Below are 23,793 nucleotides of genomic sequence, written 5' to 3'. Positions count from 1 at the left end.
ACTTTAGCTGGCCCTCAACCTCCGGTCCAGATAATGGGTAAAAATAGGAACAAGAATAGCCGTAACCAGGACAGAGGCGGCTACCTGAGGCGTGGCCACGGCAAGGAAAGGCTTAAATGACGGATCGGCATCAGCAACAATAGCTGGGGTGGCAACGGAGTTCCCGGCCGTAGTTCCGATAGCAAAGCCGATAGCTGATTTTTCACGTAAGAGATACCGGTAACTCAGGTAACCCAGGGTACCGGTAATAATAGTTACAGCCACGCCAATAATAATCCCTGTGAAACCTCCAACAAATAGAGAACGCAGATCAATACCAGCGCCCAAAGAGAAAGAGAAGAAGGGAATAGTGATCCTAGCGGTAGGCTTCATCATTTCTGCGAACTTCTTGTCGAGGTTACCCCAGATAAAACCGACAAGGAAAGGAATGATAGCAGCCACAATATATTTCCAAGGGATGGAGCCGAGGCCGCTCAAGCCTAGGAAAAGTAAAGTGAAGAAGGGCCCGTCGTTTAGAGCACTGGCAATATAAGCGCCCTGATCATTGCTATCACCATAACGGGCGGCCAGGGCAAGCCAAAGGCCACCGTTGGAGTTAATAAAGGCCACGAGGACAGCCAGCAGAGAAAAACCCAAGATACCGGCCTTACCAAAGATATAGCCGTATATAATGATGAGAAAGCCAGGTATAATGGTTTTGGCTAGAAGAAGAACACTTGTCTTTACAAGAACAGCTTTACTTTGGCGCAGAGAAATCTGCGCACCGGTAGCGACGATTAAAAGGGCAATGAGCGGTAAAGCACCATTTTTGAAAAGGGCGGTGGTGAATGAGCCGTATTCAAGGAAGCCGGGGAAGAAGGTCTTGACAACAGATCCGAGGAGGAGAGGGATAAGCATCATGCCTCCAGGGACCTTTTCGATGGTTTCAACGATCCTCATAGAAGCACCTCCAAAGAGTTTTTTGTAACTGGTATATTAATAAAGCAAAAATTATGCCAGAGTAAAATTGATAACATGAGAGGTAAGAAGTAGATACTTGGAGGCCTTTGCTGGACTAAACCAGGACAAAAATCGAACGTTTTTGGGAATTACTTAGTGCGGTGGGGTTGGAGTTTATTTTTGAAACTAGAGATGTTTTTAATGTTGTAGAATGAAAAGGTTGGAAACAGATAATGCACTTTGATTAATAAAGATTGACTGCTACCCATGGACATGCTATAACAAAACCAAGAGAAAGAATTATCATTATTACCATAAAAAGGAGGGTGGAGGATGAGTGGAGTTAAACTTATACGAACCGAGGGGATATAATCATGGAAGACTTCTGCGCCCTCTCGAATGATCTGGTGTGCTTGCCACAGGATCCGCAGACCATCTTTGTGTACTGGATTTTTACCCCCCAGAGGATAAAGGCCTTGCAGGAATTCCTGGCTAAGCTTAAGCCAGAGGCTAAATTGTCTTTGCGCCTGCGCTGTCCTAGTTCTCCCTCCTTGGAACAGGAAATTATCCTATCTTCCTGGGAAAAGGGAAGCCATTATTTCCGCTTGATCGATCCCCACTTGGTTTACTGCCTGGAACTCGGGGTGAGGACTTTAGAGGGAGATTTTGTCGTTTTTACCCGTAGCTCAGAGATTAAGCTAGGCCCCCTCGAGGGAGAAAAGAGTGCTCTTTTTCCGGCTGGCGAGAAAGAAAGCTCCCAGGAGCCTCCTTATCCCCTTCCTTCTAGCTTTAGTTTAAGGAGTTGAGGCCTGTGGCAGGGCACCTGGCCATCTTGCTCCATGCCCACCTGCCCTATATACCCCGCCCGGATGGGGCCGAACTCACCTGGGAAGAGAAGTGGCTGTTTGAAGCTTTAACGGAATCTTACCTGCCCCTTATAAGGAGCTGGGAAAGGTTAGCCCAAGAAGGGATAGGTTTTAAGCTTACCCTCTCCCTTTCTCCCACTCTTTTAAGCATGCTTATTGACCCCCAAATCCAGGAACGCTATGGCCTTTTCTTAGATAAAATGATTGAGCTAGCCGAGCGAGAAAGGGAACGTACCTCTCAAGACCTTAAGTTTTCTCCTGTAGCTGAATTTTATTTTAACCGTTTAAAAGAACTGGCAGTAGCCTTTAAAGAAGTATACCAGGGGGACCTAGTTACCCCCCTTAAGAAGTTGCAGGCACGAGGCAACCTCGAGATAATCACCACCTGTGCTACCCACGGGTACTTACCCTTGATCCTTACTCCTGAAGCCCAGCGGGCCCAAGTGAAGGTAGCGGTGGATTTCTTTGAGGAAATCATGGGATTAAGTCCAGCGGGCTTTTGGTTGCCCGAATGTGGCTACGCACCAGGTATAGAGAGAATATTAAAAGAAGCGGGGATTAACTACTTTATAGTAGCAGCCCACGGGCTTCTTAATGCCCGCCCCCGGCCCCAAGCAGCAGTTTATGCCCCGGTAAGGGTTGGGGGGCTAACAGTCTTCGGCCGAGACTGGGAGACTTCCCATCAGGTCTGGAGCCGTACGGAGGGGTATCCTGGGGATCCCGTTTACCGCGAATTTTATAGAGATATAGGCTATGACTTGGATTTTGAGTACCTAGCACCTTACCTCCTGGGCGGTATACGGGGAGACACGGGGTTTAAATACTATCGCATTACTGGCTCAACCGAAAGCAAGGAACCCTATGATTACCAAGCTGCTTGTTTAAAGGTTAGGGAGCATGCTTATGATTTTATGGAAAAACGGGACCAGCAGGCCCTTTACTGGACCGGGCGGATGGAAGGGGAGCCGGTGATAGTAGCGCCCTATGATGCAGAGCTTTTTGGCCACTGGTGGTTTGAGGGTCCAGACTGGCTGGAAGAAGTTTTAAGACTTGCAGCTTCTTCAAACTATCAGGTGCAGCTTACTACTCTTTCCGAGTATTTAGATAAGTACCCGCCCCGGGAGGAAGTAAACTTAGGATTTTCTAGCTGGGGGGAAGGGGGTTATAACCAGATGTGGTTAAATCCCACCAATGACTGGGTATATCCCCTTCTCCACCAGGCCGAAAAGGCCATGCAGGCCATGGCCCAAAAAACTAGGGACCCTTCGCCCTTAGAAGAGCGCGTTTTAAGGCAGGCGGCGCGGGAGCTTCTACTCGCCCAAAGCAGCGACTGGCCCTTTATCTTGACGACTAAGACAGTGATGGAGTATGCCCAAGGCCGCTTAAAAACACACTTGCAAAACTTTTTTAGGCTCTACCAGGGCTACCAGCAAGGTGGCCTAGAGGAAGATTTCCTCGCTTGCTTAGAAGCGCGGGAAGGTCTCTTTCCTAACCTTGATTATTCTCTGTACCAGCGGGAAGCGAAGAAAGAGACTGGCCAGGGCCGGGTTTCGGTCGTGAATAAGCCGGTAGTACTTATGCTGGCCTGGGAATTCCCGCCCCAGCATGTGGGGGGCTTAGGGATTCATGTGCGCGACTTGTCTTTAGCTTTAGCCCGGGAGGAAGTGGAGGTCCATGTCCTCACCCTAGCCCCTGGGGAAGAAGCTTCTTCTATAGTTTATGAGGGTGTAGAAATTCACTATGTTCCCCGCTACCAGGGACCAGGGCAAGGAGTAGATTTTCTTTATTGGGTATTGCAATTCAATTTAGCCCTAGCCGATAAGGGGTACGAATTATTTTACCGCTTATCTCCACGTAAAGTTATCTTACATGCCCATGATTGGCTGGTAGCTAGCGCTGCTCAGGAACTTAAAAGAGCTTTTGGAGCACCTCTAATTGCTACTATCCACGCCACTGAATATGGCCGAAACCGGGGATTGCATAATCCCTTGCAGGAGATTATCCACGGGATGGAGGGGGAACTTGTAGCGGAAGCGCAAAAAGTGATCTGCTGTAGCCAGTATATGGCCAGGGAGGTAGAAGAGCTTTTCCACCCTCCTTTGGGTAAGGTTAGGGTAATCCCTAACGGCGTGCGGCCTATAGATATCACGCGCGAAGGAGAGAAAGGACCTATAGTGCTTTATGTGGGCCGCTTGGTAGTAGAAAAGGGGGTCCAAGTGCTCCTTAAAGCCTTTGCCCGCCTACTAACACTTTTCCCAGAAGCCCGCCTGGTGGTGGCCGGGGCAGGCCCCTATGCTCCAGAGCTTAAACACTTAGCTGCTCTTTTAAACATAGCCGAACGGGTGGAGTTTGCCGGTTTTGTTTCGGAGACGAGGCGCAATGAGCTTTTAGGGCAAAGCTATGTAGCTGTTTTCCCGAGCCTATATGAACCCTTCGGCATTGTAGCTTTAGAGGCTATGGCGGCCGGCGTACCTGTGATCGTTTCGCGCACCGGCGGTTTAGCAGAGATAGTAGAGGATGGAATGACGGGTTTGTCCTTTGCTCCTGGTGATGTAGAGGATCTTTTGCGCTGCCTAGTGTTTATTTTGCAAAATCCTGCTAAAGCGGAAGAATTTAGCCGCCAGGCCCGCGCTAAAGTAGAGCGTGATTATACCTGGGAGGCGATAGCGCGGCATACGCTAGAAGTTTATAAGGAAATAGGGAAAGAAGAGTAGGAGAGGATAAAATGGCAGCTCACACCTTTTTCGTTCAACCTCGTATACCAGAGAAACTTAAGCCCCTTGAACTTTTAGCCCTAGATCTTTACTGGAGCTGGCTAAAGGAGACGGAAGAACTTTTCTTAAGGCTAGACGAAGATATATGGGAGGAGTGCGGGCATAATCCTAATCTTTTTCTTTACCAGGTGCCGGAGGAAAGATTAGCAGCAGCTAGCCAGGACCCCCATTACCTGGCCCGGTTAGAAAAGGTATGGAGGGAATACCAGGATTACTTCCGTTCGCCCGCTACCGAAAATTTAATCGCTTACTTTTCGGCTGAATTTGGCCTGGCGCAAGTTCTGCCTATTTATGCCGGGGGGTTAGGGATTCTAGCTGGGGATCACTTAAAGACAGCTAGCGACCTTAAGATTCCCCTTGTGGGGGTAGGGCTCTTATATAGGCAGGGCTATTTTCGCCAGAAGATAGATGGTCTGGGTGAGCAGAGGGAGATCTACCCGCGTTATGATTTTTATGAGTGGCCTGTGGTGAGGGTGAGGGGGTCGGATGGTTCTCCCTTGATGGTGGAAGTAGATTTTCCAGACCGTCCGGTAAAAGTTTACGTATGGGAGGCCCAGGTGGGTAGTGTAAAGCTATACTTGCTCGATACTGATGTACCTGAGAACTGGGAGGCCGACCGGAATATCACTGACCAGCTCTATGGGGGCGACCTAGAGAAGCGCCTCCAGCAAGAAATAATCCTGGGTATAGGTGGGGTACGGGCTCTAAAAGGTTTAAATCTGGAGCCCCATGTCTATCATCTAAACGAAGGCCACTCAGCTTTCCTGGCCCTGGAGCACATACGCCAGCTAAAAGAAACATATAACCTTGATTTTGCTGCTGCGCGGGAGTTAGCTTCTCCCAGCCATATTTTTACTACCCATACCCCAGTGCCTGCTGGTATAGACCTCTTTCCCCCGTATCTGATGGACAAGTATTTTACTGAGTACTACCAGTCTTTAGGGCTTTCCCGCCAGGAGTTTTTGGCCCTGGGACGGAAAGACCCTAATAACCACCAAGAACCCTTCAATATGGCTGTGCTGGCCTTGCGCTTGTCAGCTTGGGCTAATGGTGTGAGCCGCCTGCACGGATATACGGCCCGGAAGATGTGGCAGATGATATGGCCGGAAGTGCCAGAGGAGGAAATACCCATTGGCGCCATAACTAATGGGGTGCATGTTCCTACCTGGGTGGGATCCCCCATGGCCGCCCTTTTTGACCATTACCTAGGCATTACCTGGCGAACGAACCCGGCGGATAAAGAAGCCTGGAGGGCAGTAAAGGAAGTGCCGGATATAGAGCTGTGGCAGGCCCGGGAGAAACAGAGGGAGGCCTTAATTAAGTTTATACGGAAGAAAATGGAATATAACCTTAAGGAGCAAGGGGCAAACCCAAAAGAGATAGAAGAAGTAAAAACTATTTTGAATCCCCGGGCTTTAACTATAGGCTTTGCTCGCCGTTTTGCTGCCTATAAAAGGCCAGACCTCCTCTTTTATGAGCTGGAAAGGCTAGCTCATATAGTAGGCGATCCTGAGCGACCAGTGCAAATCATATATGCTGGCAAGGCCCACCCCCAGGATGAGGAGGGGAAAAAACTAGTCCGCCAGATTGTAACTTATGCCCAGAAAGAAGAATTCCGGGGCCGGGTGGTCTTCCTGGAAGATTATGATATGGAGCTAGCTCGCCTTATGGTACAGGGGGTGGATGTGTGGCTGGCTAATCCCCGCCGGCCCTTAGAAGCTTGTAGCACCAGCGGAATGAAGGCTGTCCTCAATGGTGCTCTTTACATCAGCACGCTAGATGGGTGGTGGGATGAAGCCTGGGAGATGGGGGCAGGTTGGGCTATCGGGCAGGGTGAAGTTTATACTGATCCTTCTTACCAGGATGCCCTGGAAGCCAGTTCCCTCTATAGCCTGCTGGAAAAAGAGGTGATCCCCCTCTTCTATGAACGCGATGAGCAAGGGATTCCTAAAAAGTGGCTAGAGCAGGTTAAAAACTCTATTAAGGCTTACGCCCCCATCTTTAATAGCCACCGCATGGTGGAAGAATACGCAAAGCAATTTTACTTTCCTGCAGCCCGCCTGTTTTCAAGGCTTAAGGCCAATGATCAGCAACGGGCCAGGGAATTGGCTGGCTTTAGGAAACGGGTGGAGATATCTTGGGGTAAAGTGCAGGTGGAAGAGGTTAAAGAAGGGAAGGATAGCCCGCTGATAGTCGGGGAAGAGCTGCCTTTGCAAGTGAGAGTTTCGTTAGGGGCCTTAACGCCTAGAGATGTTAAGGTAATGGCTTATTATGGGAAGATGGATAGCTGGGGAGAGATTGGAGAGGCGGAGAAGGTAGTTTTAAAGGTTTCCCAGGATCTAGGGGAAGGAAGATACCTGTATGAAGGTACTATTCCTTGCCGGCAGAGCGGCCGCCAGGGATATAAGATCCTCGTGGTGCCCTATCAAGAGGATTTTCCCCACCCCTACTATACGGGATTGGTTTTATGGGGGTAAAAGCTACTATCTTGGTAAGCAAGGGCTGTTCGTTTTAATTAATCTGGTTTAGTTACTTATGGCCGTAAAAATATAGCTGGAGGTAATTTGATTTTTCTTAAAAAAGAGGAAAGGAGGGGGGAGCTGTGCTGGCCAAGGATATTATGACCAAGGAAGTGATTACCATCAAGGCCTATGCCCGTATTTATGAACTAACTAAGCTTCTAGCTGAGCACCACATAAGCGGCGTGCCGGTATGCGATGAAAGTGGGAAAGTAGTGGGGATGGTCACAGAGGCAGATCTTATAGAGTTAAGAAACGGTACCCAGGTTAAAGATATCATGACTCGGGAAGTAATCAGTGTCAGTGTCGATACTCCTATTGAAGAAGTAGCAGCTATCTTACACACCAAAAAAATAAAGCGGGTACCAGTGTATGACCAAGGCCGCCTTGTGGGTATCATCAGCCGGGCCGATATTGTAGCGGCTATGGCCCAGAAGCTTAGCAGATAAAAAAGCTTTTACCACTTTTTGCTTTCGTTTGCGGTACCGCTAGAGTTGATTAAAATTTATGAACGTGTTATAACAGAGGTGAGCTATTTTGAGCTGGCCATCGCGGTACCCTTTGAGGATAAGGTGGAACTTTATATGCAGGTTAAAAGCGGGGGCACAACTTGTTCGAAGTACTTCTTTATTTGGGGCCAACTAACAGGGCGCAATAAGATAGGGTCCTTTTCCTTTTCAGCATCGGCAAAGTAGGTAAGGCTTTTCAACACGTGATATAAGTTAAAGTTGGTTCCTGCAAACTTACGCTGGTAGAGTTCCAGGCACTGGCGTAAGTTTGCAATTTCCTGGGCGATAAAATACAGGTCGTAAAAATCTTTTTTGCTGCCCCGCGAGGCGATGGCTTCTATTTTCATGGGGGCAATATCTTCAGGAGATGCCACTGAGCAACCCCTGAATGTAGTAAGTGGAAAAAGAAGGGGATACCGGTAATATAGGAAACTGACTTTGGTTTCCCGGAGAATTCCATGAAGGGTACCCCATTTTTCTTCCAGCACTTGAAAATCCCCTAGGTCCTGGAGCCTTTGTTTGAGCATAAAGGTATCCACTATAGCAGGGGAAAAGAAGTCCAGGTCTTCGGAAAGGCGATGGCCCAGGTGCAGGGCCAAGGCAGTACCGCCTGCCAGATAAAAATTTTGCAATAAACCACTAGTGCTTAATAATTCCAGTACTTGCTGTCCCTGCGATGGGAGGGCGGCTGCAAACACTTAAGCTCATCCTCCTGAAGATGGTAATAACAACACCAAAAATGGCCAGTTTTAGCAGATAGCCTAGGGCTGGTTTTGATTACTCTCAGGAGCTCTTCATCTCTATACTGGCTCAAAACCCACTGAATGGCTCGGGCATCGCCGTATTCCAGTAACCGTTCGAGGATAAAATACGAGTCGTTCCGACTATCCAGGCTGTCAAAAGAGACGTCCCAAAAATATTTTCTTAAAAAAGACGGCAACCTCAACGGATATCTCCTGCCTTTTTATTACTGGCTTGAGGACAATTTTTTCGGCCTTTCTTTTAACTTTTTCACTATGATAATTATACCATTTTTTGTGGAACGTAAAAGTTTACCAGGAATATAAACGAACATTTTAAAGCGGCTATGGAACTGTGCGGCTTCCCCATGGGTCCCTAAAGGGATTTGTTTTTGGCGGAATACGATTACAATAGTGTTGATGCATAATAAAAATAAATGCTTATACCCACTTTAACTTGATTTTTTATATATGATTGTGCAAAATAATACTAGAACAATCTGACTGGGTGGGTTAAGGGTAGCCAAACTCGAAAGGGTTATCCTAGCGACAGAAGTATTAACAGAGGTATTAATTTGGCGACAAATTTAGGCTAGGGATGCCCGCCTGGGAGGATGGAGACCTTAATCCTGCGATGAGGGGAACCAGGGAAGAGCAAGTCTCTGACCTTAAGCTTCCATGGGGTCCTGAATATCAAGGGGAGGGAAAGGATATGGATTATGGGTAACAAGGGCTTACCCAGCTATTCCCAGGTAGTGGGTAAGCTTTTTTATTTTTAGTAAGGAGGGACGAGAATAGAATGTATATTCCGAGGCATAATTACCAGGTAGATTTTATACCTCAGGAAGAGATCGAAGGGCTGTTGGCGGAAGCTTTAGGTGCACCTTCTGAGTTAGCCGAAAAAATTGTGGAGAAAGCCCGGGAAGCCAAAGGCCTTGAGCCTAATGAAGTAGCAGTGTTGCTTCAGGCCAAAGAGAAAGCCTTGTGGAAAAGGATTTTTGCTGTTGCAGGGGAGATAAAAGAAAAGATCTATGGGAAGCGCATGGTGCTTTTTGCTCCGCTATATATTAGTGACTATTGCATTAATAACTGCCGGTATTGCGGGTATCGCCGGGATAATAAGTTCACTAGACGTCGCCTCGCTTGGGATGAATTGGAACGGGAGGTACGGATTTTAGAATCCCTTGGACATAAACGTCTGGCTGTAGAGGCGGGGGAAGACCCTCAAAATTGTCCTTTGGATTATGTGGTGGAAGTTATCCGCCGGATATACCGGATAACGGAAAAAAACGGAAATATACGCCGGGTGAATGTAAACATCGCTGCTACCACGGTGGATGAGTACCGGGAGCTTAAAAAAGCAGGTATCGGTACTTATGTGCTCTTCCAGGAGACTTACCATCGACCCACTTATGAATATATGCATCCTTCCGGTCCTAAAGCCGATTACGACTGGCATACTACGGCCATGGACAGGGCTATGGAAGCAGGGATTGATGATGTAGGGCTAGGAGTATTGTTCGGACTTTATGACTATAAATTCGAGGTGCTAGGCCTTCTTTATCACGCAAGACACCTCGAGAAAACCTTCGGAGTAGGCCCCCATACCATATCTGTCCCACGTCTACGCCCGGCTAAGGGCGTATCCCTTGAGGATTTTCCTTTCTTGGTTTCTGATGAGGAGTTTAAAAAGGCTGTGGCAGTAATCCGCTTAGCGGTGCCCTATACAGGACTTATCCTTTCCACCAGGGAAAGCCCTGAATTTCGGACTGTACTGTTTAGGCTAGGAGTTTCCCAGCTCAGCGCGGGCTCCTGTACAGGGGTAGGTGGCTATGGGCGGCATTATACCCAGGTACAAGAGGAAACGCCCCAATTTGAAGTGGAAGATCGTCGGCATCCCGACGAGGTTATTAGGGATCTGTGTCAGCGGGGTTATCTGCCCAGCTATTGTACTGCTTGTTACCGGCGGGGCCGCACGGGGGAGCGTTTTATGGCTCTGGCCAAATCAGGCGAGATCCAGAACGTATGCCAGCCTAATGCCCTCCTGACCTTTAAAGAATACCTCCTTGATTATGCTACTCCAGAGACGCGTAAGATAGGCGAGGAAATCATAAGTCGACATCTTGAGGAGATACCTAATGAAGCTGTGCGTAAAGAAACCCTAAGGAGGCTTAAGCGCATAGAAGAGGGCGAACGAGACCTTTATTTTTAAAGGCCATTCAGAAGGCGCAGCAAATATCCACGGCTAAGTAGAACCTTTGTAGAAGGGAGGAGTATTGACCAGGTGGAGCGGAGGATTGGTGTTATAGGGATAGTTATAGAAGATCGGGAAGCGGTAGCGGCGCGGGTAAATGCTGTCTTAAGCGATTACGGCGACTATATTGTGGGCCGTATGGGTGTCCCTTATCGCGAGAGAGGGGTAGCGGTCATCGCTTTGATTGTGGATGGAAGTACAGATGTTGTGGGTGCTCTTACGGGCAAGTTGGGGAGCCTACCGGGGGTAAAGGTACGGGCAGCCCTAACGGGAAAATGAGGTGAAACGCGATAGCGTGCTGATGTGAAAGGGGAGGGGTTTATAGTAGTCTTGACAGGAAAGTGAGGTGAAAACTTTTGCGTAAGGAATTTGCTACTGCTCTATCTAGGATAATACAAGGGGAGGAACCTGACAAAGCCTCTCTTATAATCCTTCTTTCAGCTCGGCCCGGTGAAGAAGAGGAGGCCCTTTACCGGGAGGCCGATAACTTCCGCGCCCGGTATGTAGGTGAAGAGGTACACTTGCGGGGGGTCATAGAATTTTCTAACCACTGCCGGCGGCTTTGCCACTATTGTGGACTACGGGCGGATAATAGGCGTCTGCGGCGCTACCGCATGGAAAAAGAGGAGATCCTTAAGAGCGCCCGGATGGCCGTGGAGCTGGGCTATGGTACAGTAGTGCTCCAGTCCGGAGAAGATACGTGGTATTCGGCAGAGATGCTAGCCGAGTTAGTAGCTACTATTAAGGGAATGGGTCTGGCGGTGACCCTTTGCGTGGGAGAAAGATCGCGGGAGGAGTATGCCCTTTGGCGCGAGGCTGGCGCTGACCGGTACCTCCTTAAGCATGAAACGGCTAATCCTAGGCTTTATCATAGGCTGCATCCCGGCATGAGCTGGGAGGAACGGATAACCTGCCTACAGTGGCTACGGGAGCTAGGTTACCAGGTGGGCTCGGGAAACATCGTAGGCCTTCCCGGCCAGACCTTGGAAGATCTGGCCGATGATCTTCTCCTTTTACGTAAGCTTAGGGTAGAGATGGCAGGCATAGGTCCCTTTATCCCCCATCCAGACACTCCCTTAGGAAGTTATCCGGCTGGTAGCTTGGAATTGACCTACCGGGTATTGGCTGTGGCTCGTCTGGTCTTACCATGGGCCCATCTACCAGCTACCACCGCTGTAGGTACTTTGTCACCTAATGGTCGGCAGCTCGCCCTCCAGCGTGGTGCGAACGTAGTTATGCCGAATCTTACCCCCAGGAAGTACCGGGGAGACTACCAGATTTACCCTGGCAAGATATGTGTCAATGAAGAACCTGCGGATTGCCGTTATTGCCTGGAAGGGATGATCCACTCTTTGGGCCGTCGGATAGGCCGGGGTCCAGGTCACGCTCTACGACCCCTCACAGAAAATTGAACGTCTATATTTTTGGACAAAGATGTTCGTTGATTTGAACAAATACAGGGAATTTTGTTGCTTTAGGGAGGAAATAAGAAGGGGATAGCGAATAAGATGAAATGTGAATGAGTTCACAGTCACCTTAAGAGTTAATTGGTAAAGCTTGGTGAAGCGCCATTGCTCCTGGAGCTGGTATATCCTGTCCAGGGTAGGAATTTTAAGGCCGCTGGAGAGGTGGCCGGGAAGTTAAAACGAGTACTACAACAGGTAGGGTTTTCCCCGGAGCTAGTTAGGCGGGTGGCCGTGGCTACCTTTGAAGCGGAAACTAATGTGATAATCCATGCTTACCGGGGGGAACTAAGGGTTAAGATAGAACCGCAAAAAATAGTCCTTGTAGCCGAGGATGAAGGCCCTGGTATTCCCGATATTGAACTAGCCATGCAAGAAGGATACTCTACGGCACCCCCGGAAGTGCGGGAAATGGGGTTCGGGGCAGGAATGGGGTTGCCTAATATTAAGGCATGTGCTGATGTGTTAGAGATAAAATCGGAGGTTGGCCGGGGGACTTCTTTACACATAGAATTTTATCCTACGGGTTTCCGGGATTGAGGTAGAGGAGGATGGAATACTTTCATTCCGTCCGCCTGGATCGGGATAAGTGTAAGGGTTGCACTAACTGCATAAAGCGTTGCCCTACCGAAGCTATCCGGGTGCGGGACGGAAAGGCCCAGATCATAGAAGAGCGGTGTATTGACTGTGGAGAGTGTATTCGGGTTTGCCCTAACCATGCCAAGATAGCTGTGGGTGATAGCCTGGAGGCAATATATAATTTTTCCTATGTAGTAGCGTTACCTGCTCCATCCTTTTATTCCCAATTCCAGGCGTCTGGCGGTATACCTCAGATTTTAGGGGCTCTCCTTAAAATCGGCTTTAATGCCGTTTTTGAAGTGGCCCTAGCAGCAGAAGCAGTATCCTGGGCTACGCGAAAGCTTTTACAAGATCTTGACCGGCCGCGGCCTATGATTTCTGCAGCCTGCCCGGCGGTAGTGAGTCTAATCCAGGTCCGGTTTCCTTCTCTTATTAATCATGTGGTACCGGTGGAGCCACCGGTCAATGTTGCCGCACGTCTCGCACGGTTAGAAGCCACCACCCGCACGGGGTTACCCCCAGAAAATATTGGAGTGTTTTTCCTTTCTCCCTGCCCAGCTAAGATTACTGCTGTTCGCCAGACTCAAGGGGCAGGGGAAAGACTGATCGATGGCGTTATTCCCATTCTCTCCATATATGGCCAAGTTCGCGAAGCCCTTAAAGAGGCGAAGAGCCTGGAAGCTCAAGCGGGGGCCTATGGGGTGGGATGGGGGAGAAGCGGTGGAGAAAACGCAGCCCTGGGGTACGGGAAGCTTTTAGAGGTAGATGGTATTCACCATGTTATCGAAGTATTGGAAGCTATGGAAAAGGGGCAACTGGAACCTTTCGATTATCTGGAAGCCCAGGCGTGCCCGGGCGGTTGCGTGGGAGGGGCCTTAATGGTGAGCAACCCTTATGAGGCTAAACGGCGGCTAGGGGAGTTACTTCAAGCCTTGCCTAAGCAAAAGGTTGAAGAAAAAATTCTAGCTGATATGGCAGCCCGGGGGAGTTGGTGGAGGGAAAAGGATTTGGAGCCTCGTCCAGCCTTACGCTTAGATGAAGATATTGCCAGTGCTCTTCTTAAAATGCAACGGCTGGAGGAAACGGTGAAGCTTCTTCCTGGCCTAGACTGCGGGGCCTGCGGCTCCCCCAATTGCCGAGCCTTAGCTGAAGATATAGTACGGGGCTATGCGGTGGATACAGATTGTATTTTTCTTCTCCGGGAAAGGGTGCGTGTACTGGCAGAGGAAGTTGCGGAGTTGGCTAGGAAGCTCCCGCCCTCTATGGCCGAGCCAGAAAGGAGCAGAGACCTCCCATGAAGGTAGGGGAGATAGCCTCGCGCTTGGGTTTACAAGTGGTAGCCGGATACCAGGGTTTGGAGAGGGAAGTACTAGCTGGTTACGCGGCGGATCTTTTGAGTGCAGTTATCGCCCACGCACCTCCCGGGTGCTTGTGGGTTACCCTTCAAACCCATGAAAACATAGTAGCCGTAGCCCTTCTGGTGGATGCTGCAGGGATAGTAGTAACCAGCGGGCGCGACCCCGAAGAGGCTACTCGCCGACGCGCTGATGCCGAAGGGATACCCATCTTAACTACAAAGGAAAACACGTTTATTGTGGCGGGGGAACTGTATAAGCTGCTCAATTTTTAAGCTTTATTTCGTGAAAAGGAGGTTTTTCACTTGATGCAACCTTGTCAATGTGAAGAGAAGTGGGAGCAATTGGAACAAATTATCGATGCTCACCGCGGCCAACCTTCAGCCCTTATTGAGGTGCTTCACCAAGCCCAAGAGCTCATCGGTTATCTGCCTAAACAGGTGCAGATGGCTATAGCCGATGGCCTGGGAGTTTCTTTGAGCGAGGTTTACAGCGTAGTTTCCTTTTATTCCCATTTTACCACCAAGCCTAAGGGCAAATATCAAATTTCTGTGTGCAAGGGCACGGCTTGCTATGTTAAGGGGTCTCCGGAGATCTTGGAAAGGCTGGAAAAAGAACTGGGCATCAAACCCGGGGATAGTACCGATGATGGCCGCTTTTCCCTGGAAGTAGTGCGGTGTTTGGGAGCCTGCGGCTTAGGTCCGGTTATGATGGTTAACAAGCGCGCCCATGGGCTTCTTAAGCCGGATACGGCTGTCGAGGTACTTAAATCTTATAAGTAAAAAAGGGAACTATGGGGATGGAAGAGCTGGCCTTACACATCCTAGATCTTATGGAAAATTCCCTCGCAGCGGGAGCCTCTGTTCTTGAACTGCACATCGTTGAAGATAAGGATGCTGGGCAGGTGTACATTGAACTTAAAGATAACGGAAGGGGCATGAAAAAGGAAGAAGCCCAGGGATGCCTAGATCCCTTTTTCACTACGCGTAAGACGCGGCGGGTTGGTCTTGGTCTTCCCCTCTTCCGAGCTACGGCGGAAGCATGCGGGGGCTTCTTAGAGGTGAAATCTTGCCCAGGGGAAGGGACGCGGGTTTTCGTTGCCATGCAGCTAAACCATGTGGATTGTCCACCCTTGGGGGATATGGGTGCTACCATAGCTGCTATATTGAGCCGGGAGGAGCCGGTGGAAATTTGGTATTTGCACCGGGTAAATGAGAAAGAGTTTACATTCTCAAGTAAGGAAGTAAAAACCATCTTGGGGGAAATCCCCCTAAACTTAGCTCCTGTTCTTAGGTGGATTAAGGACTATATTAATGAGGGTTTAAGGCGACTTCAAATGGAGGTGGAGGGCAATCATGAAATCCCTGGAGGATCTGCTAAAGCTTAAGGAGGAGGCCCAGAAGGCTATTGCCCTGCGGGAAGAAGGGGCCAAAGTTAAAGTAGTGGTGGGTATGGGTACTTGCGGCATTGCGGCCGGTGCCCGGGAAGTGATGACTGCTATCCTGGATGAGTTAAGTAAACGCAGGCTCACCGATGTGGTGGTTACCCAGACTGGCTGCATAGGTCTTTGTGCCCAGGAACCCTTAGTGGATGTTTTTGTCCCTGGCAAGCCTAAAGTGACTTACGGCAAAGTGGATGCGAGGAAGGCACGCCAGATCGTGGCCCAGCACATTGCGAATGGCTTAATAATCGGTGATTGGGTGATCAATAAGTAACCCTTAATTAATCAATAACATCCCCGGTACAACTGATTTCTAAAGCAGCGCTATTCTTTCAAGGGAGGTTAAGGAGGTCATGGAGTTCTATCGCGCCCATGTATTAGTTTGCGCTGGCACCGGTTGCACAGCCTCTGACAGCCAAGCTACTAGGGAGGCTTTGATCCAGGAATTGGCTAACCGGGGGCTGGATAGGGAGATCAAGGTAATAGAAACTGGTTGTTTTGGTTTTTGCCGTTTTGGCCCTAATATGATGGTCTACCCTGAAGGTGTCTTTTACTGCACTGTCCGGCCCGAAGATATACCTGAGCTTGTAGAAGAACATTTTATAAAGGGACGGGTACTGGAGCGATTGCTTTATAAGCAGCCGGAGACGGAAGTGCCTGTCTCAAGCTTTGAAGAGATACCTTTTTTTAAGCACCAATTACGTATAGCCCTACGGAACTGTGGGGTGATCAATCCAGAATCCATTGAAGAGTATATCGCCCGCGACGGGTACCTAGCCCTGGCCAAGGTACTTACCGAAATGAAGCCTATAGAAGTTATTGAGGTTATCAAAAAGTCAGGGCTCCGGGGACGGGGAGGGGGCGGTTTCCCTACCGGCCTTAAATGGGAATTCGCCTACCGCGCACCCGGTCCGGTAAAGTACATTATCTGCAACGCTGACGAAGGCGATCCTGGAGCCTTTATGGATAGGAGCATCTTGGAGGGCGACCCCCATGCTGTCCTGGAAGGTATGGCTATTGCCGGGTATGCTATTGGAGCAAACCAGGGCTATGTATATGTAAGGGCCGAATATCCCATCGCGGTGCAGCGCTTGAAAATAGCCATAAGCCAGGCCCGTGAGAAGGGGCTTTTGGGTAAGAACCTGTTTAATTCTGGTTTTGATTTTGACATCGATATACGTTTAGGTGCCGGGGCCTTTGTATGCGGCGAGGAGACGGCTTTAATAGCCTCTATTGAAGGGCGCCGGGGTGAACCGCGGCCGCGTCCACCCTTCCCCGCTATCTCGGGCTTGTGGGGGAAGCCCACAGTAATAAATAACGTAGAAACTTTTGCCAACATCCCCACCATTATCCGTAACGGCTGGGAATGGTTTGCTTCCATCGGAACAGAGAAGAGCAAGGGTACGAAGGTTTTCGCTTTGGCAGGGAAGATCAAAAATAATGGCTTGGTAGAAGTACCCATGGGTACTACCCTGGGTACGGTTATCTACGATATAGGTGGAGGTATACCAGGAGGTAAAAAATTCAAGGCCGCCCAGACTGGTGGTCCCTCCGGAGGCTGTATACCGGCTGAACATTTGAACGTACCCATCGACTATGAGTCGCTAACCGCTTTGGGAACTATCATGGGTTCAGGCGGCCTTATTGTCCTGGACGAGGATACCTGCATGGTGGACTTGGCTAAGTTTTTCCTGGACTTTGTTAAAGACGAATCCTGCGGAAAATGTACTCCTTGCCGTATAGGTACCACCAGGATGCTGGAGATTCTGGATCGTATTACTAAGGGCCAAGGCCAGGAAGGAGATATCGAGCTACTTATAGAGTTGGGACAGAGAATAAAAGATACTGCCTTATGCGGGCTAGGACAGACAGCGCCCAATCCAGTATTGAGTACCATCCGATACTTCCGTGAAGAATATGAGGCCCACATAAGGGATAAGCGTTGCCCGGCTTCTGTATGTGCTGCCCTCTTTAATTCACCTTGCCAGAATACCTGTCCGGCCAATGTAGATGTTCCTGTTTATATTGATCTTATCCGCCAGCGCAAATTTTTAGAGGCATATGAAGTTATAAAGTATGAAAATCCTTTCCCTGTAGTCTGCGGCCGTGTTTGCCATCACCCATGTGAGGGTAAGTGCAATAGAGCCAAAATGGATGAGGCAGTGGCTATCCGGAGCCTTAAACGTTTCGCAGGAGACTTTGCCTTGTCCCTTAACGGCAAACTACCTAAGCTTGAAGTGGCTCCGACCAACGGGAAAAAGGTAGCTATCGTCGGTTCTGGACCTGCGGGCTTGACAGCAGCCCATTACCTGGCCCTCAAAGGCTACCAGGTTACCGTCTTTGAAGCCTTGCCGGTGGCTGGTGGCATGATGGCCGTGGGTATTCCTGAATATAGGTTGCCGAAGGAGATTTTAATGGCGGAAATAAAGAATATCACGGAGCTAGGGGTGGAGATCCGTACTAACTCGGCTTTAGGTCGAGACTTCACCTTGGAGGACCTGCGCCGGGATGGATATCAGGCCATTTTCCTAGCTATAGGTACCCACCGGGAACTAAAGCTAGACATACCGGGTGAGGAATTAGAAGGAGTCTATTCAGGGGTCAGTTTCTTGCGCGAACTCAATTTGGGCCGTCCTGTGGATGTAAAGGATAAAGTGGTAGCCGTTATAGGTGGTGGTAATGTGGCCGTGGATGCTGCGCGGTCAGCCCGCAGGTTAGGGGCTAGAGAAGTGTATATCTTATACCGGCGTACCCAAGAAGATATGCCAGCCATCCGGGAGGAGATACATGAAGCGGAAAAAGAAGGGATACACATCACCTGCTTAACAGCTCCTGTAGCTATTCTGGGTGAAAAGGGACGGGTAAAGGCTATTAGGTGCCAGAAGATGCGCCCAGGGGAATTCGATAAGAGCGGCCGCCGTAAGCCCGTACCCGTGGAAGGTTCCGAGTTTACCATGGATGTAGACGTGGTTATCGCAGCTGTTGGTCAGACGGTGGATAGAGAGGGCTTGCCAGCGGATATAGAAGTTACTCGGGCCGGAACCATAGCGGTTAACGAGAAGACCTTGGCCACCAACCTTCCTGGTGTATTTGCCGGCGGTGACTGTGTGAGCGGCCCTGATACAGTCATAACTGCGATAGCCTCGGGTAAGAAAGCTGCTGCTGCCATCGATAAGTATTTGGGTGGAGATGGCGTGGTGGTACCTGAATATAAAGTGGAGCGTAAGCGTACTGCACCAGTGCTAGAAGAAAAGACGGCGCGGGTTTGTTCCGGTCTTTTGCCGGTGGAGAAGCGCCTGGATAGTTTTGCTGAAGTGGAACTAGGCTTTACCGAGGAACAAGCAGTTATGGAAGCGGCCCGTTGCCTACGTTGCGATGTACGAGACTAACCTTTTCTATGGGTGGCCTATGGTAGATTGTTACCCAAGGCTTAAATCTAGTATCCATTGGGGAGGCGAAAGGATGAACAAAATGACCCTTACCATCGATAACCTCCAGGTAGAAGTAGAACCCGGTACTACCATATTGAAAGCGGCCCAGAAAGCCGGTATCCATATTCCTACCCTCTGCTACCTAGAAGGGATCAATGAGATCGGGGCTTGCCGGGTGTGCGTGGTGGAGGTAGAAGGAGCTAGGAATCTTGCGGCTGCTTGTGTTACGCCGGTGACCCCGGGCATGGTGGTGCGCACCAATACCCCGCGAGTCCGGGCTGCCCGTCGGTTGAACGTGGAGCTCTTGCTTTCTAACCATAAAATGGAGTGCCCCACCTGCGTTCGCAACTTAAACTGTGAACTCCAAGCTCTAGCTCAGAGCTTAGGTTTAAGGCAAGTGAGGTTTAACGGCCTGGTGAACTATCAAGCGCCGGATACTTCTACGCCAGCCTTGGTCCGGGATCCTGCTAAATGTGTTTTGTGCCGCCGTTGTGTGGCTGTTTGTGAGAAAGTCCAGGGCGTAAAGGCCATAGCTCCCTTGGAGCGGGGGTTTGATACAATAGTTGCTCCAGCCTTCCAGGATAAACTAATGGATGTGGCCTGCGTAGAATGTGGTCAGTGTACCCTTGTATGTCCTGTAGGCGCCTTATATGAAAGGGATTACACGTCAGAGGTATGGGCTGCCTTAGCTGATCCAGAAAAGTTTGTTGTGGTTCAGACGGCGCCGGCTACTCGCGTTTCCCTGGGTCAGGAGTTCGGATATCCTCCGGGGGCCATCAATACAGGGAAGATGGTGGCCGCTTTAAGGCGTTTGGGCTTCGATCGGGTATTCGATACAAATTTTGCAGCGGATCTTACCATTATGGAGGAGGGTAGCGAATTTATCGAGAGGTTTAAAAAGGGAGAAAGGCTACCCCTTCTAACCTCCTGTAGCCCAGGGTGGATAAAGTTCGTGGAGCACTTTTATCCGGAGTTCCTCCCCCATTTATCCACTTGCAAGTCGCCTCAGCAGATGTTTGGAGCTGTAGCCAAAACATATTACGCTCAAAAGGTAGGGATTGATCCGGCCAAGATGGTGGTAGTTTCCATCATGCCCTGCACAGCAAAGAAGTTCGAATGCCAGCGGCCGGAGATGAGGGCGAGCGGTTACCAAGATGTTGACTATGTCCTTACTACCCGGGAGTTAGCCCGTATGATAAGGGAAGCCGGGATAGATTTCGAAAGCTTACCCGAAGAACAGTACGACGATCCATTAGGGGAATCCACCGGCGCTGCGGTGCTGTTCGGGGCTACAGGTGGTGTGATGGAGGCTGCCTTGCGGACTGCCTATGAACTTATAACGGGGAAAGAATTGCCTCGTCTAGAATTTCACGAGGTACGGGGTTTAAAGGGCATTAAAGAAGCTACGCTAGAAATCGACGGAACTCCTGTAAGAGTAGCTGTGGCCCATGGCTTAGGGAACGCCCGTAAGATTTTAGAGCGGGTCAAGGGTGGGGAGGAATATCATTTCGTTGAGATCATGTGCTGCCCTGGGGGTTGCATAGGTGGCGGTGGTCAACCCATTCCTACTAATGAAGAGATCCGAGCCCAGCGCATGGCAGGGATATATACTGCGGATGAGCGTATGTCCATACGTAAATCCCATGAGAATCCTTCCATCCAGGCCTTGTACCGGGAGTTCTTGGGCCATCCTTTAAGCGAGAAATCCCACCATCTACTGCATACCCATTATACACCGCGAGGGAAATATTAGAAGGGACACGAAAAGGGTGGGGTCAAGAGAGATAAAGAGATAAAAAAGAAAAAGCAAGTAAGAAGTAAAAGGGGGTTACTCACGGCAAAAATAGGGGTTTTGGGGAGGTACTGTACAAAGGTGGCCTTCCCTTTTTTATTCTTATGGTTCAAATTTTTGACTTCCCTAAAACAGGCGCTTTATTATATAATACTTTAAGGAACAAGAGGGGGGATATTTTACTTGTGAGTGGTATAGTGAGAACAATCACAGGTAAATGCCGTATGTGCTATGCCTGCGTTCGCAACTGCCCGGTTAAAGCTATCAAGGTGGTGGATGGGCAGGCACAAGTAGTACCCGAACGGTGCATCGCTTGTGGATATTGCGTGCGAGTTTGTTCTCAACAAGCCAAAATGGTAGAAAGCGAAATAGAAATAGTAAATAATTTCCTTCAACGCGAGAAAACAATAGCCTGCCTGGCTCCCTCCTTTGTGGCCGAGTTTCATCCAGCCTGGCCTGGACAAGTGGTGACTGCCTTACGTAAATTAGGTTTTTATGAAGTGCACGAGGTAGCCTTTGGTGCCTATCTGGTGACCCAAGAATACCTAAGGTTCTTGGAAGAGGTCGGGGAAAGCCAAGGTCTCATCAGTACCCCTTGCCCTGCAGTAGTTAATCTAGTACAGAAATATTTCCCTCGCCTTATTCCCCAACTTGTTCCCATCGTTTCTCCTGCTGTAGCCTTGGGACGCTATCTTAAAAGGAAGCTAGGTCCAGGTATCAAAGTTGTATTCATAGGGCCTTGCGTAGCTAAGAAAGACGAAGCAAGGGCTGAAGAAGTAGCGGGTGCCATAGATGCAGTGTTAACCTACCCAGAGCTTAAACAGATGTTCACAGAGCGGGGAATAGAGATAACCTCCCTGGGAGACGGAGAATTTGATAATCCCCCACCCCAACTGGGGCGCCTGTATCCCATTGGCGGAGGGCTTTTGCGTAGTGCCGGTATGATGGCGGATGTGCTGGAAAGCCGGCTGCTAGTCATCGAGGGGCGGGAGGATTGCTTGGAATTCCTTAGGGCAGCCAATGAAGGTAAGATGGTACCCCAGCTTGTGGATATGCTGTTCTGCAAAGGTTGTATTGAAGGCCCCATGATGCAAAATGAATATTCCTTTTTCCGCCGCCGGCGCCTGGTAGCTGAGTTTACCCGCCAGGGTCTGGCTTTGGGGAAGCAAGGGGAAGTTCGGCCTCCGGAGGTAAGTTCGGCTATTACCCAGGTTCACCTTAATGGGGTGAACTTGCGCCGTGAATTCCGGGACCACCGGGTACATCTACCGCAACCTAGCGAAGCTGATATACGGGCTATCATGGCTGAACTAGGTAAGATGGGACCGGAAGACGAACTAAATTGCGGTGCTTGCGGCTATTCCTCCTGCCGCGAGAAGGCTATAGCCGTTTATCAGGGACTTGCAGAAAATAAGATGTGCTTGCCTTATTTAATTTTACAGTTACAAAAAAGCAACCTGCGGCTTAGGCAGGAGCTTAGAACAGTACGCAAGCAATTCGGCGATATTGTAGGCAAGAGCTTGGTCATGCAAGAGGTATACCGGCTAATTGAAAAGGTGGCTCCTACCGATGCTACAGTCCTCATCCGGGGGGAAAGCGGTACGGGAAAGGAGTTAGTGGCCAGGGCTATACATTACCGGAGCCTCCGCAGTGACGGCCCCTTCGTAAGCATTAACTGTGCTGCCCTGCCTGAAGCCCTCCTGGAAAGCGAGCTTTTTGGACATGCCAGGGGGGCCTTCACCGGTGCTATTACCAGCAAGCGGGGCCTTTTTGAGGAAGCCCATCAGGGTACCTTATTTCTAGATGAGATAGGGGATATAAGCTTGAGTTTACAGAGTAAACTCTTGAGGGTATTACAGGAAGGAGAGTTCATCCGTGTAGGGGAGACCAGGCCCCGTAGAGTGGACGTACGGGTTATCGCCGCCACCAACCGGGACCTGGAAAAGGCCATTAAGGAAGGGAGCTTCCGACCCGAACTCTTTTACCGCCTAAATGTGGTTACCATATGGCTACCTCCCTTGCGGGAGCGGCGGGATGATATTCCGTTGCTCGCCCGGCATTTTTTAGAAAGAGCTTGCCAAAGGTTAGGTAAAGAGATTAAAGGATTCACTGCCGAAGCCATGGACGCCTTGGTGCGGGCGGATTGGCCGGGTAACGTACGGGAACTGGAGAACGTAGTGGAACGGGCAGCTATTCTTTGTGAAGGAGATAAGATAGAACTAGGGGACCTCCCCCGGGAACTCCGTAACCGGGCGGCCAAGGCGGCGGGCTGGGCTTATACCCAAGGGATGACCTTCAAGGAAGCTGTAGAGGCTTACGAGATCCAGCTACTCCTTAAGGCTTTAGAAGAGAGCAAATGGGTACAGGCGCGGGCAGCCGAAATTTTGGGATTGAAACGCAGTACCTTAAATGAGATGCTTAAACGATACCGCCTTTCTCCCAAGATGGCCAAGATATATTCGGAAAACCGAATGTAATACAAAAAACTGAATCCACCTAACATCACCCCTAACCCGCAAGATACTTTTGAACGGATCTCCAGGGAAATTCAAAATTATGAACCACCTGCTTTCAGGTTGGCTAGCTTAAAGCTGGCCAGCCTTTTTTATTTTCTCGGTGTGACCCCGCTTTGTTATTGGACTTTCCATCCTTGGCATGATTTTTGCTTAGGAGCTTAAAGTAGAGCTAGAAAGGCAGTCTTAAAGAAAAAATTCACAATCCCGTTTATCCTGGTTTTTCTACCTTTGGGCGTTAAAAATTTGCTTCTGAGGGGAGGCAATTCTAAAGTGTAGTAAAAATATGTTAAAATAGAAGCACTAACCGAGGGATAAGTTTATTTAAAGGGTGGCTGGGTGGTATAAGGTTGATACCTGGAAGTTATCTTTACCAAAAATTTTTAGGAGGGCAGAATCATATGTGGGGGTTCCAGGTAGAGCTTAGGGAGCTAAATGAAGCCTATGGCCGGTTGGAAGAAAAATATAATAACTTGCGTTCTAATTGGGAGTGGTTTATAGGGGAAAATAGCCTTAAAGACCCTATATACCAGATACTAGCCAGGATAGAACAGAACTGACATTAGAAATACCGAATACAGAACTACCAGGTGGAGGTTAGTTAGAAGCGCGGTCGTT

At 49.5% G+C, this 23,793-nt stretch carries 20 protein-coding genes; 17 read left to right on the top strand and 3 right to left on the bottom strand.

The window, feature by feature from the left end; genetic code table 11:
* Positions 1–3: 3 nt before the first annotated feature.
* The gene (locus tag B9A14_RS13320; RefSeq protein WP_084666327.1) at positions 4–939 is read right to left on the bottom strand and encodes a 2-keto-3-deoxygluconate permease; all 936 of its coding nucleotides are present in this window, start codon (positions 937–939) and stop codon (positions 4–6) included.
* Positions 940–1,313: 374 nt separating this feature from the next.
* Between B9A14_RS13320 and B9A14_RS13315 the strand changes: the two genes are divergently transcribed.
* The 4 genes from B9A14_RS13315 (at position 1,314) to B9A14_RS13300 (ending at position 7,547) form a co-directional block, all read left to right on the top strand.
* On the top strand, positions 1,314–1,745 hold the full coding sequence (locus tag B9A14_RS13315) for a DUF4912 domain-containing protein (RefSeq protein ID WP_084666325.1): 432 nt from the start codon (positions 1,314–1,316) through the stop codon (positions 1,743–1,745).
* Positions 1,746–1,750: 5 nt separating this feature from the next.
* Positions 1,751–4,519, top strand: coding sequence for a 1,4-alpha-glucan branching protein domain-containing protein (locus B9A14_RS13310; protein ID WP_197686518.1), 2,769 nt, complete (start codon positions 1,751–1,753; stop codon positions 4,517–4,519).
* Between the two features lie 11 nt (positions 4,520–4,530).
* A complete protein-coding gene (gene glgP / locus B9A14_RS13305; protein WP_084666321.1) occupies positions 4,531–7,056 on the top strand; it encodes an alpha-glucan family phosphorylase in 2,526 nt (841 codons plus the stop codon).
* Positions 7,057–7,181: 125 nt separating this feature from the next.
* Positions 7,182–7,547: a CBS domain-containing protein gene (locus tag B9A14_RS13300; RefSeq protein WP_084666320.1), complete on the top strand. Its 366-nt coding sequence runs from the start codon at positions 7,182–7,184 to the stop codon at positions 7,545–7,547.
* Between the two features lie 131 nt (positions 7,548–7,678).
* On the opposite strand, the gene B9A14_RS13295 is transcribed toward B9A14_RS13300, so the two are convergent.
* Both B9A14_RS13295 and B9A14_RS18330 read right to left on the bottom strand, forming a co-directional pair.
* A complete protein-coding gene (locus tag B9A14_RS13295; protein WP_084666318.1) occupies positions 7,679–8,305 on the bottom strand; it encodes a nucleotidyl transferase AbiEii/AbiGii toxin family protein in 627 nt (208 codons plus the stop codon).
* The gene (locus tag B9A14_RS18330; protein ID WP_422938478.1) at positions 8,254–8,547 is read right to left on the bottom strand and encodes a DUF6922 domain-containing protein; all 294 of its coding nucleotides are present in this window, start codon (positions 8,545–8,547) and stop codon (positions 8,254–8,256) included. Before B9A14_RS18330 ends, B9A14_RS13295 begins: the two co-directional genes overlap by 52 nt.
* 599 nt (positions 8,548–9,146) lie before the next feature.
* Here B9A14_RS18330 and hydG point away from each other — a divergent pair.
* The 13 genes from hydG (at position 9,147) to B9A14_RS17300 (ending at position 23,735) form a co-directional block, all read left to right on the top strand.
* A complete protein-coding gene (gene hydG, locus B9A14_RS13290; protein ID WP_084666316.1) occupies positions 9,147–10,559 on the top strand; it encodes a [FeFe] hydrogenase H-cluster radical SAM maturase HydG in 1,413 nt (470 codons plus the stop codon).
* A 72-nt stretch (positions 10,560–10,631) separates the two neighbouring features.
* Positions 10,632–10,880, top strand: coding sequence for a TM1266 family iron-only hydrogenase system putative regulator (locus B9A14_RS13285; RefSeq protein ID WP_084666314.1), 249 nt, complete (start codon positions 10,632–10,634; stop codon positions 10,878–10,880).
* Between the two features lie 77 nt (positions 10,881–10,957).
* A complete protein-coding gene (gene hydE / locus B9A14_RS13280; RefSeq protein WP_084666312.1) occupies positions 10,958–12,013 on the top strand; it encodes a [FeFe] hydrogenase H-cluster radical SAM maturase HydE in 1,056 nt (351 codons plus the stop codon).
* A gap of 216 nt (positions 12,014–12,229) precedes the next feature.
* Entirely contained in the window at positions 12,230–12,604 is a 375-nt protein-coding gene (locus tag B9A14_RS13275) for an ATP-binding protein (protein ID WP_277995821.1), read from the top strand.
* An 11-nt stretch (positions 12,605–12,615) separates the two neighbouring features.
* Positions 12,616–13,941, top strand: coding sequence for a [Fe-Fe] hydrogenase large subunit C-terminal domain-containing protein (locus B9A14_RS13270; protein ID WP_084666310.1), 1,326 nt, complete (start codon positions 12,616–12,618; stop codon positions 13,939–13,941).
* Positions 13,938–14,273, top strand: coding sequence for a DRTGG domain-containing protein (locus B9A14_RS13265; RefSeq protein WP_084666308.1), 336 nt, complete (start codon positions 13,938–13,940; stop codon positions 14,271–14,273). The genes B9A14_RS13270 and B9A14_RS13265 overlap by 4 nt, the downstream gene beginning before the upstream one ends.
* Positions 14,274–14,306: 33 nt before the next feature.
* Positions 14,307–14,780 carry an NADH-quinone oxidoreductase subunit NuoE gene (gene nuoE, locus B9A14_RS13260; RefSeq protein ID WP_084666306.1) on the top strand — a complete coding sequence of 158 codons (474 nt, stop codon included), beginning with the start codon at positions 14,307–14,309 and terminating at the stop codon, positions 14,778–14,780.
* A 17-nt stretch (positions 14,781–14,797) separates the two neighbouring features.
* The gene (locus B9A14_RS13255; RefSeq protein WP_172839164.1) at positions 14,798–15,385 is read left to right on the top strand and encodes an ATP-binding protein; all 588 of its coding nucleotides are present in this window, start codon (positions 14,798–14,800) and stop codon (positions 15,383–15,385) included.
* The gene (locus B9A14_RS13250) at positions 15,354–15,713 is read left to right on the top strand and encodes a (2Fe-2S) ferredoxin domain-containing protein (protein ID WP_084666302.1); all 360 of its coding nucleotides are present in this window, start codon (positions 15,354–15,356) and stop codon (positions 15,711–15,713) included. Before B9A14_RS13255 ends, B9A14_RS13250 begins: the two co-directional genes overlap by 32 nt.
* 79 nt (positions 15,714–15,792) lie before the next feature.
* Positions 15,793–18,828: an NADH-quinone oxidoreductase subunit NuoF gene (gene nuoF, locus B9A14_RS13245; protein WP_084666300.1), complete on the top strand. Its 3,036-nt coding sequence runs from the start codon at positions 15,793–15,795 to the stop codon at positions 18,826–18,828.
* Positions 18,829–18,901: 73 nt separating this feature from the next.
* On the top strand, positions 18,902–20,623 hold the full coding sequence (locus tag B9A14_RS13240; RefSeq protein ID WP_084666299.1) for an NADH-dependent [FeFe] hydrogenase, group A6: 1,722 nt from the start codon (positions 18,902–18,904) through the stop codon (positions 20,621–20,623).
* 224 nt (positions 20,624–20,847) lie between these two features.
* A complete protein-coding gene (locus tag B9A14_RS13235; protein WP_157109965.1) occupies positions 20,848–23,139 on the top strand; it encodes a sigma 54-interacting transcriptional regulator in 2,292 nt (763 codons plus the stop codon).
* Between the two features lie 437 nt (positions 23,140–23,576).
* On the top strand, positions 23,577–23,735 hold the full coding sequence (locus tag B9A14_RS17300) for a hypothetical protein (protein ID WP_157109964.1): 159 nt from the start codon (positions 23,577–23,579) through the stop codon (positions 23,733–23,735).
* Positions 23,736–23,793 lie beyond the last annotated feature (58 nt).

The organism is Thermanaeromonas toyohensis ToBE, from assembly GCF_900176005.1.
Lineage (GTDB): Bacteria > Bacillota > DSM-521 > Neomoorellales > Neomoorellaceae > Thermanaeromonas > Thermanaeromonas toyohensis.
The sequence above is the reverse complement of the archived record's forward strand: the minus strand, read 5'-3'. Positions and strand labels throughout refer to the sequence as shown.

Coding starts and splice junctions, on each gene's coding strand:
- B9A14_RS13320 (WP_084666327.1), bottom strand. CDS start 939: ATGAGGATCGTTGAAACCATCGAAAAGGTCCCTGGAGGCATGATGCTT.
- B9A14_RS13315 (WP_084666325.1), top strand. CDS start 1,314: ATGGAAGACTTCTGCGCCCTCTCGAATGATCTGGTGTGCTTGCCACAG.
- glgP (WP_084666321.1), top strand. CDS start 4,531: ATGGCAGCTCACACCTTTTTCGTTCAACCTCGTATACCAGAGAAACTT.
- hydG (WP_084666316.1), top strand. CDS start 9,147: ATGTATATTCCGAGGCATAATTACCAGGTAGATTTTATACCTCAGGAA.
- B9A14_RS13270 (WP_084666310.1), top strand. CDS start 12,616: ATGGAATACTTTCATTCCGTCCGCCTGGATCGGGATAAGTGTAAGGGT.
- B9A14_RS13265 (WP_084666308.1), top strand. CDS start 13,938: ATGAAGGTAGGGGAGATAGCCTCGCGCTTGGGTTTACAAGTGGTAGCC.
- nuoE (WP_084666306.1), top strand. CDS start 14,307: ATGCAACCTTGTCAATGTGAAGAGAAGTGGGAGCAATTGGAACAAATT.
- B9A14_RS13255 (WP_172839164.1), top strand. CDS start 14,798: ATGGAAGAGCTGGCCTTACACATCCTAGATCTTATGGAAAATTCCCTC.
- B9A14_RS13250 (WP_084666302.1), top strand. CDS start 15,354: ATGAAATCCCTGGAGGATCTGCTAAAGCTTAAGGAGGAGGCCCAGAAG.
- nuoF (WP_084666300.1), top strand. CDS start 15,793: ATGGAGTTCTATCGCGCCCATGTATTAGTTTGCGCTGGCACCGGTTGC.
- B9A14_RS13240 (WP_084666299.1), top strand. CDS start 18,902: ATGAACAAAATGACCCTTACCATCGATAACCTCCAGGTAGAAGTAGAA.
- B9A14_RS17300 (WP_157109964.1), top strand. CDS start 23,577: ATGTGGGGGTTCCAGGTAGAGCTTAGGGAGCTAAATGAAGCCTATGGC.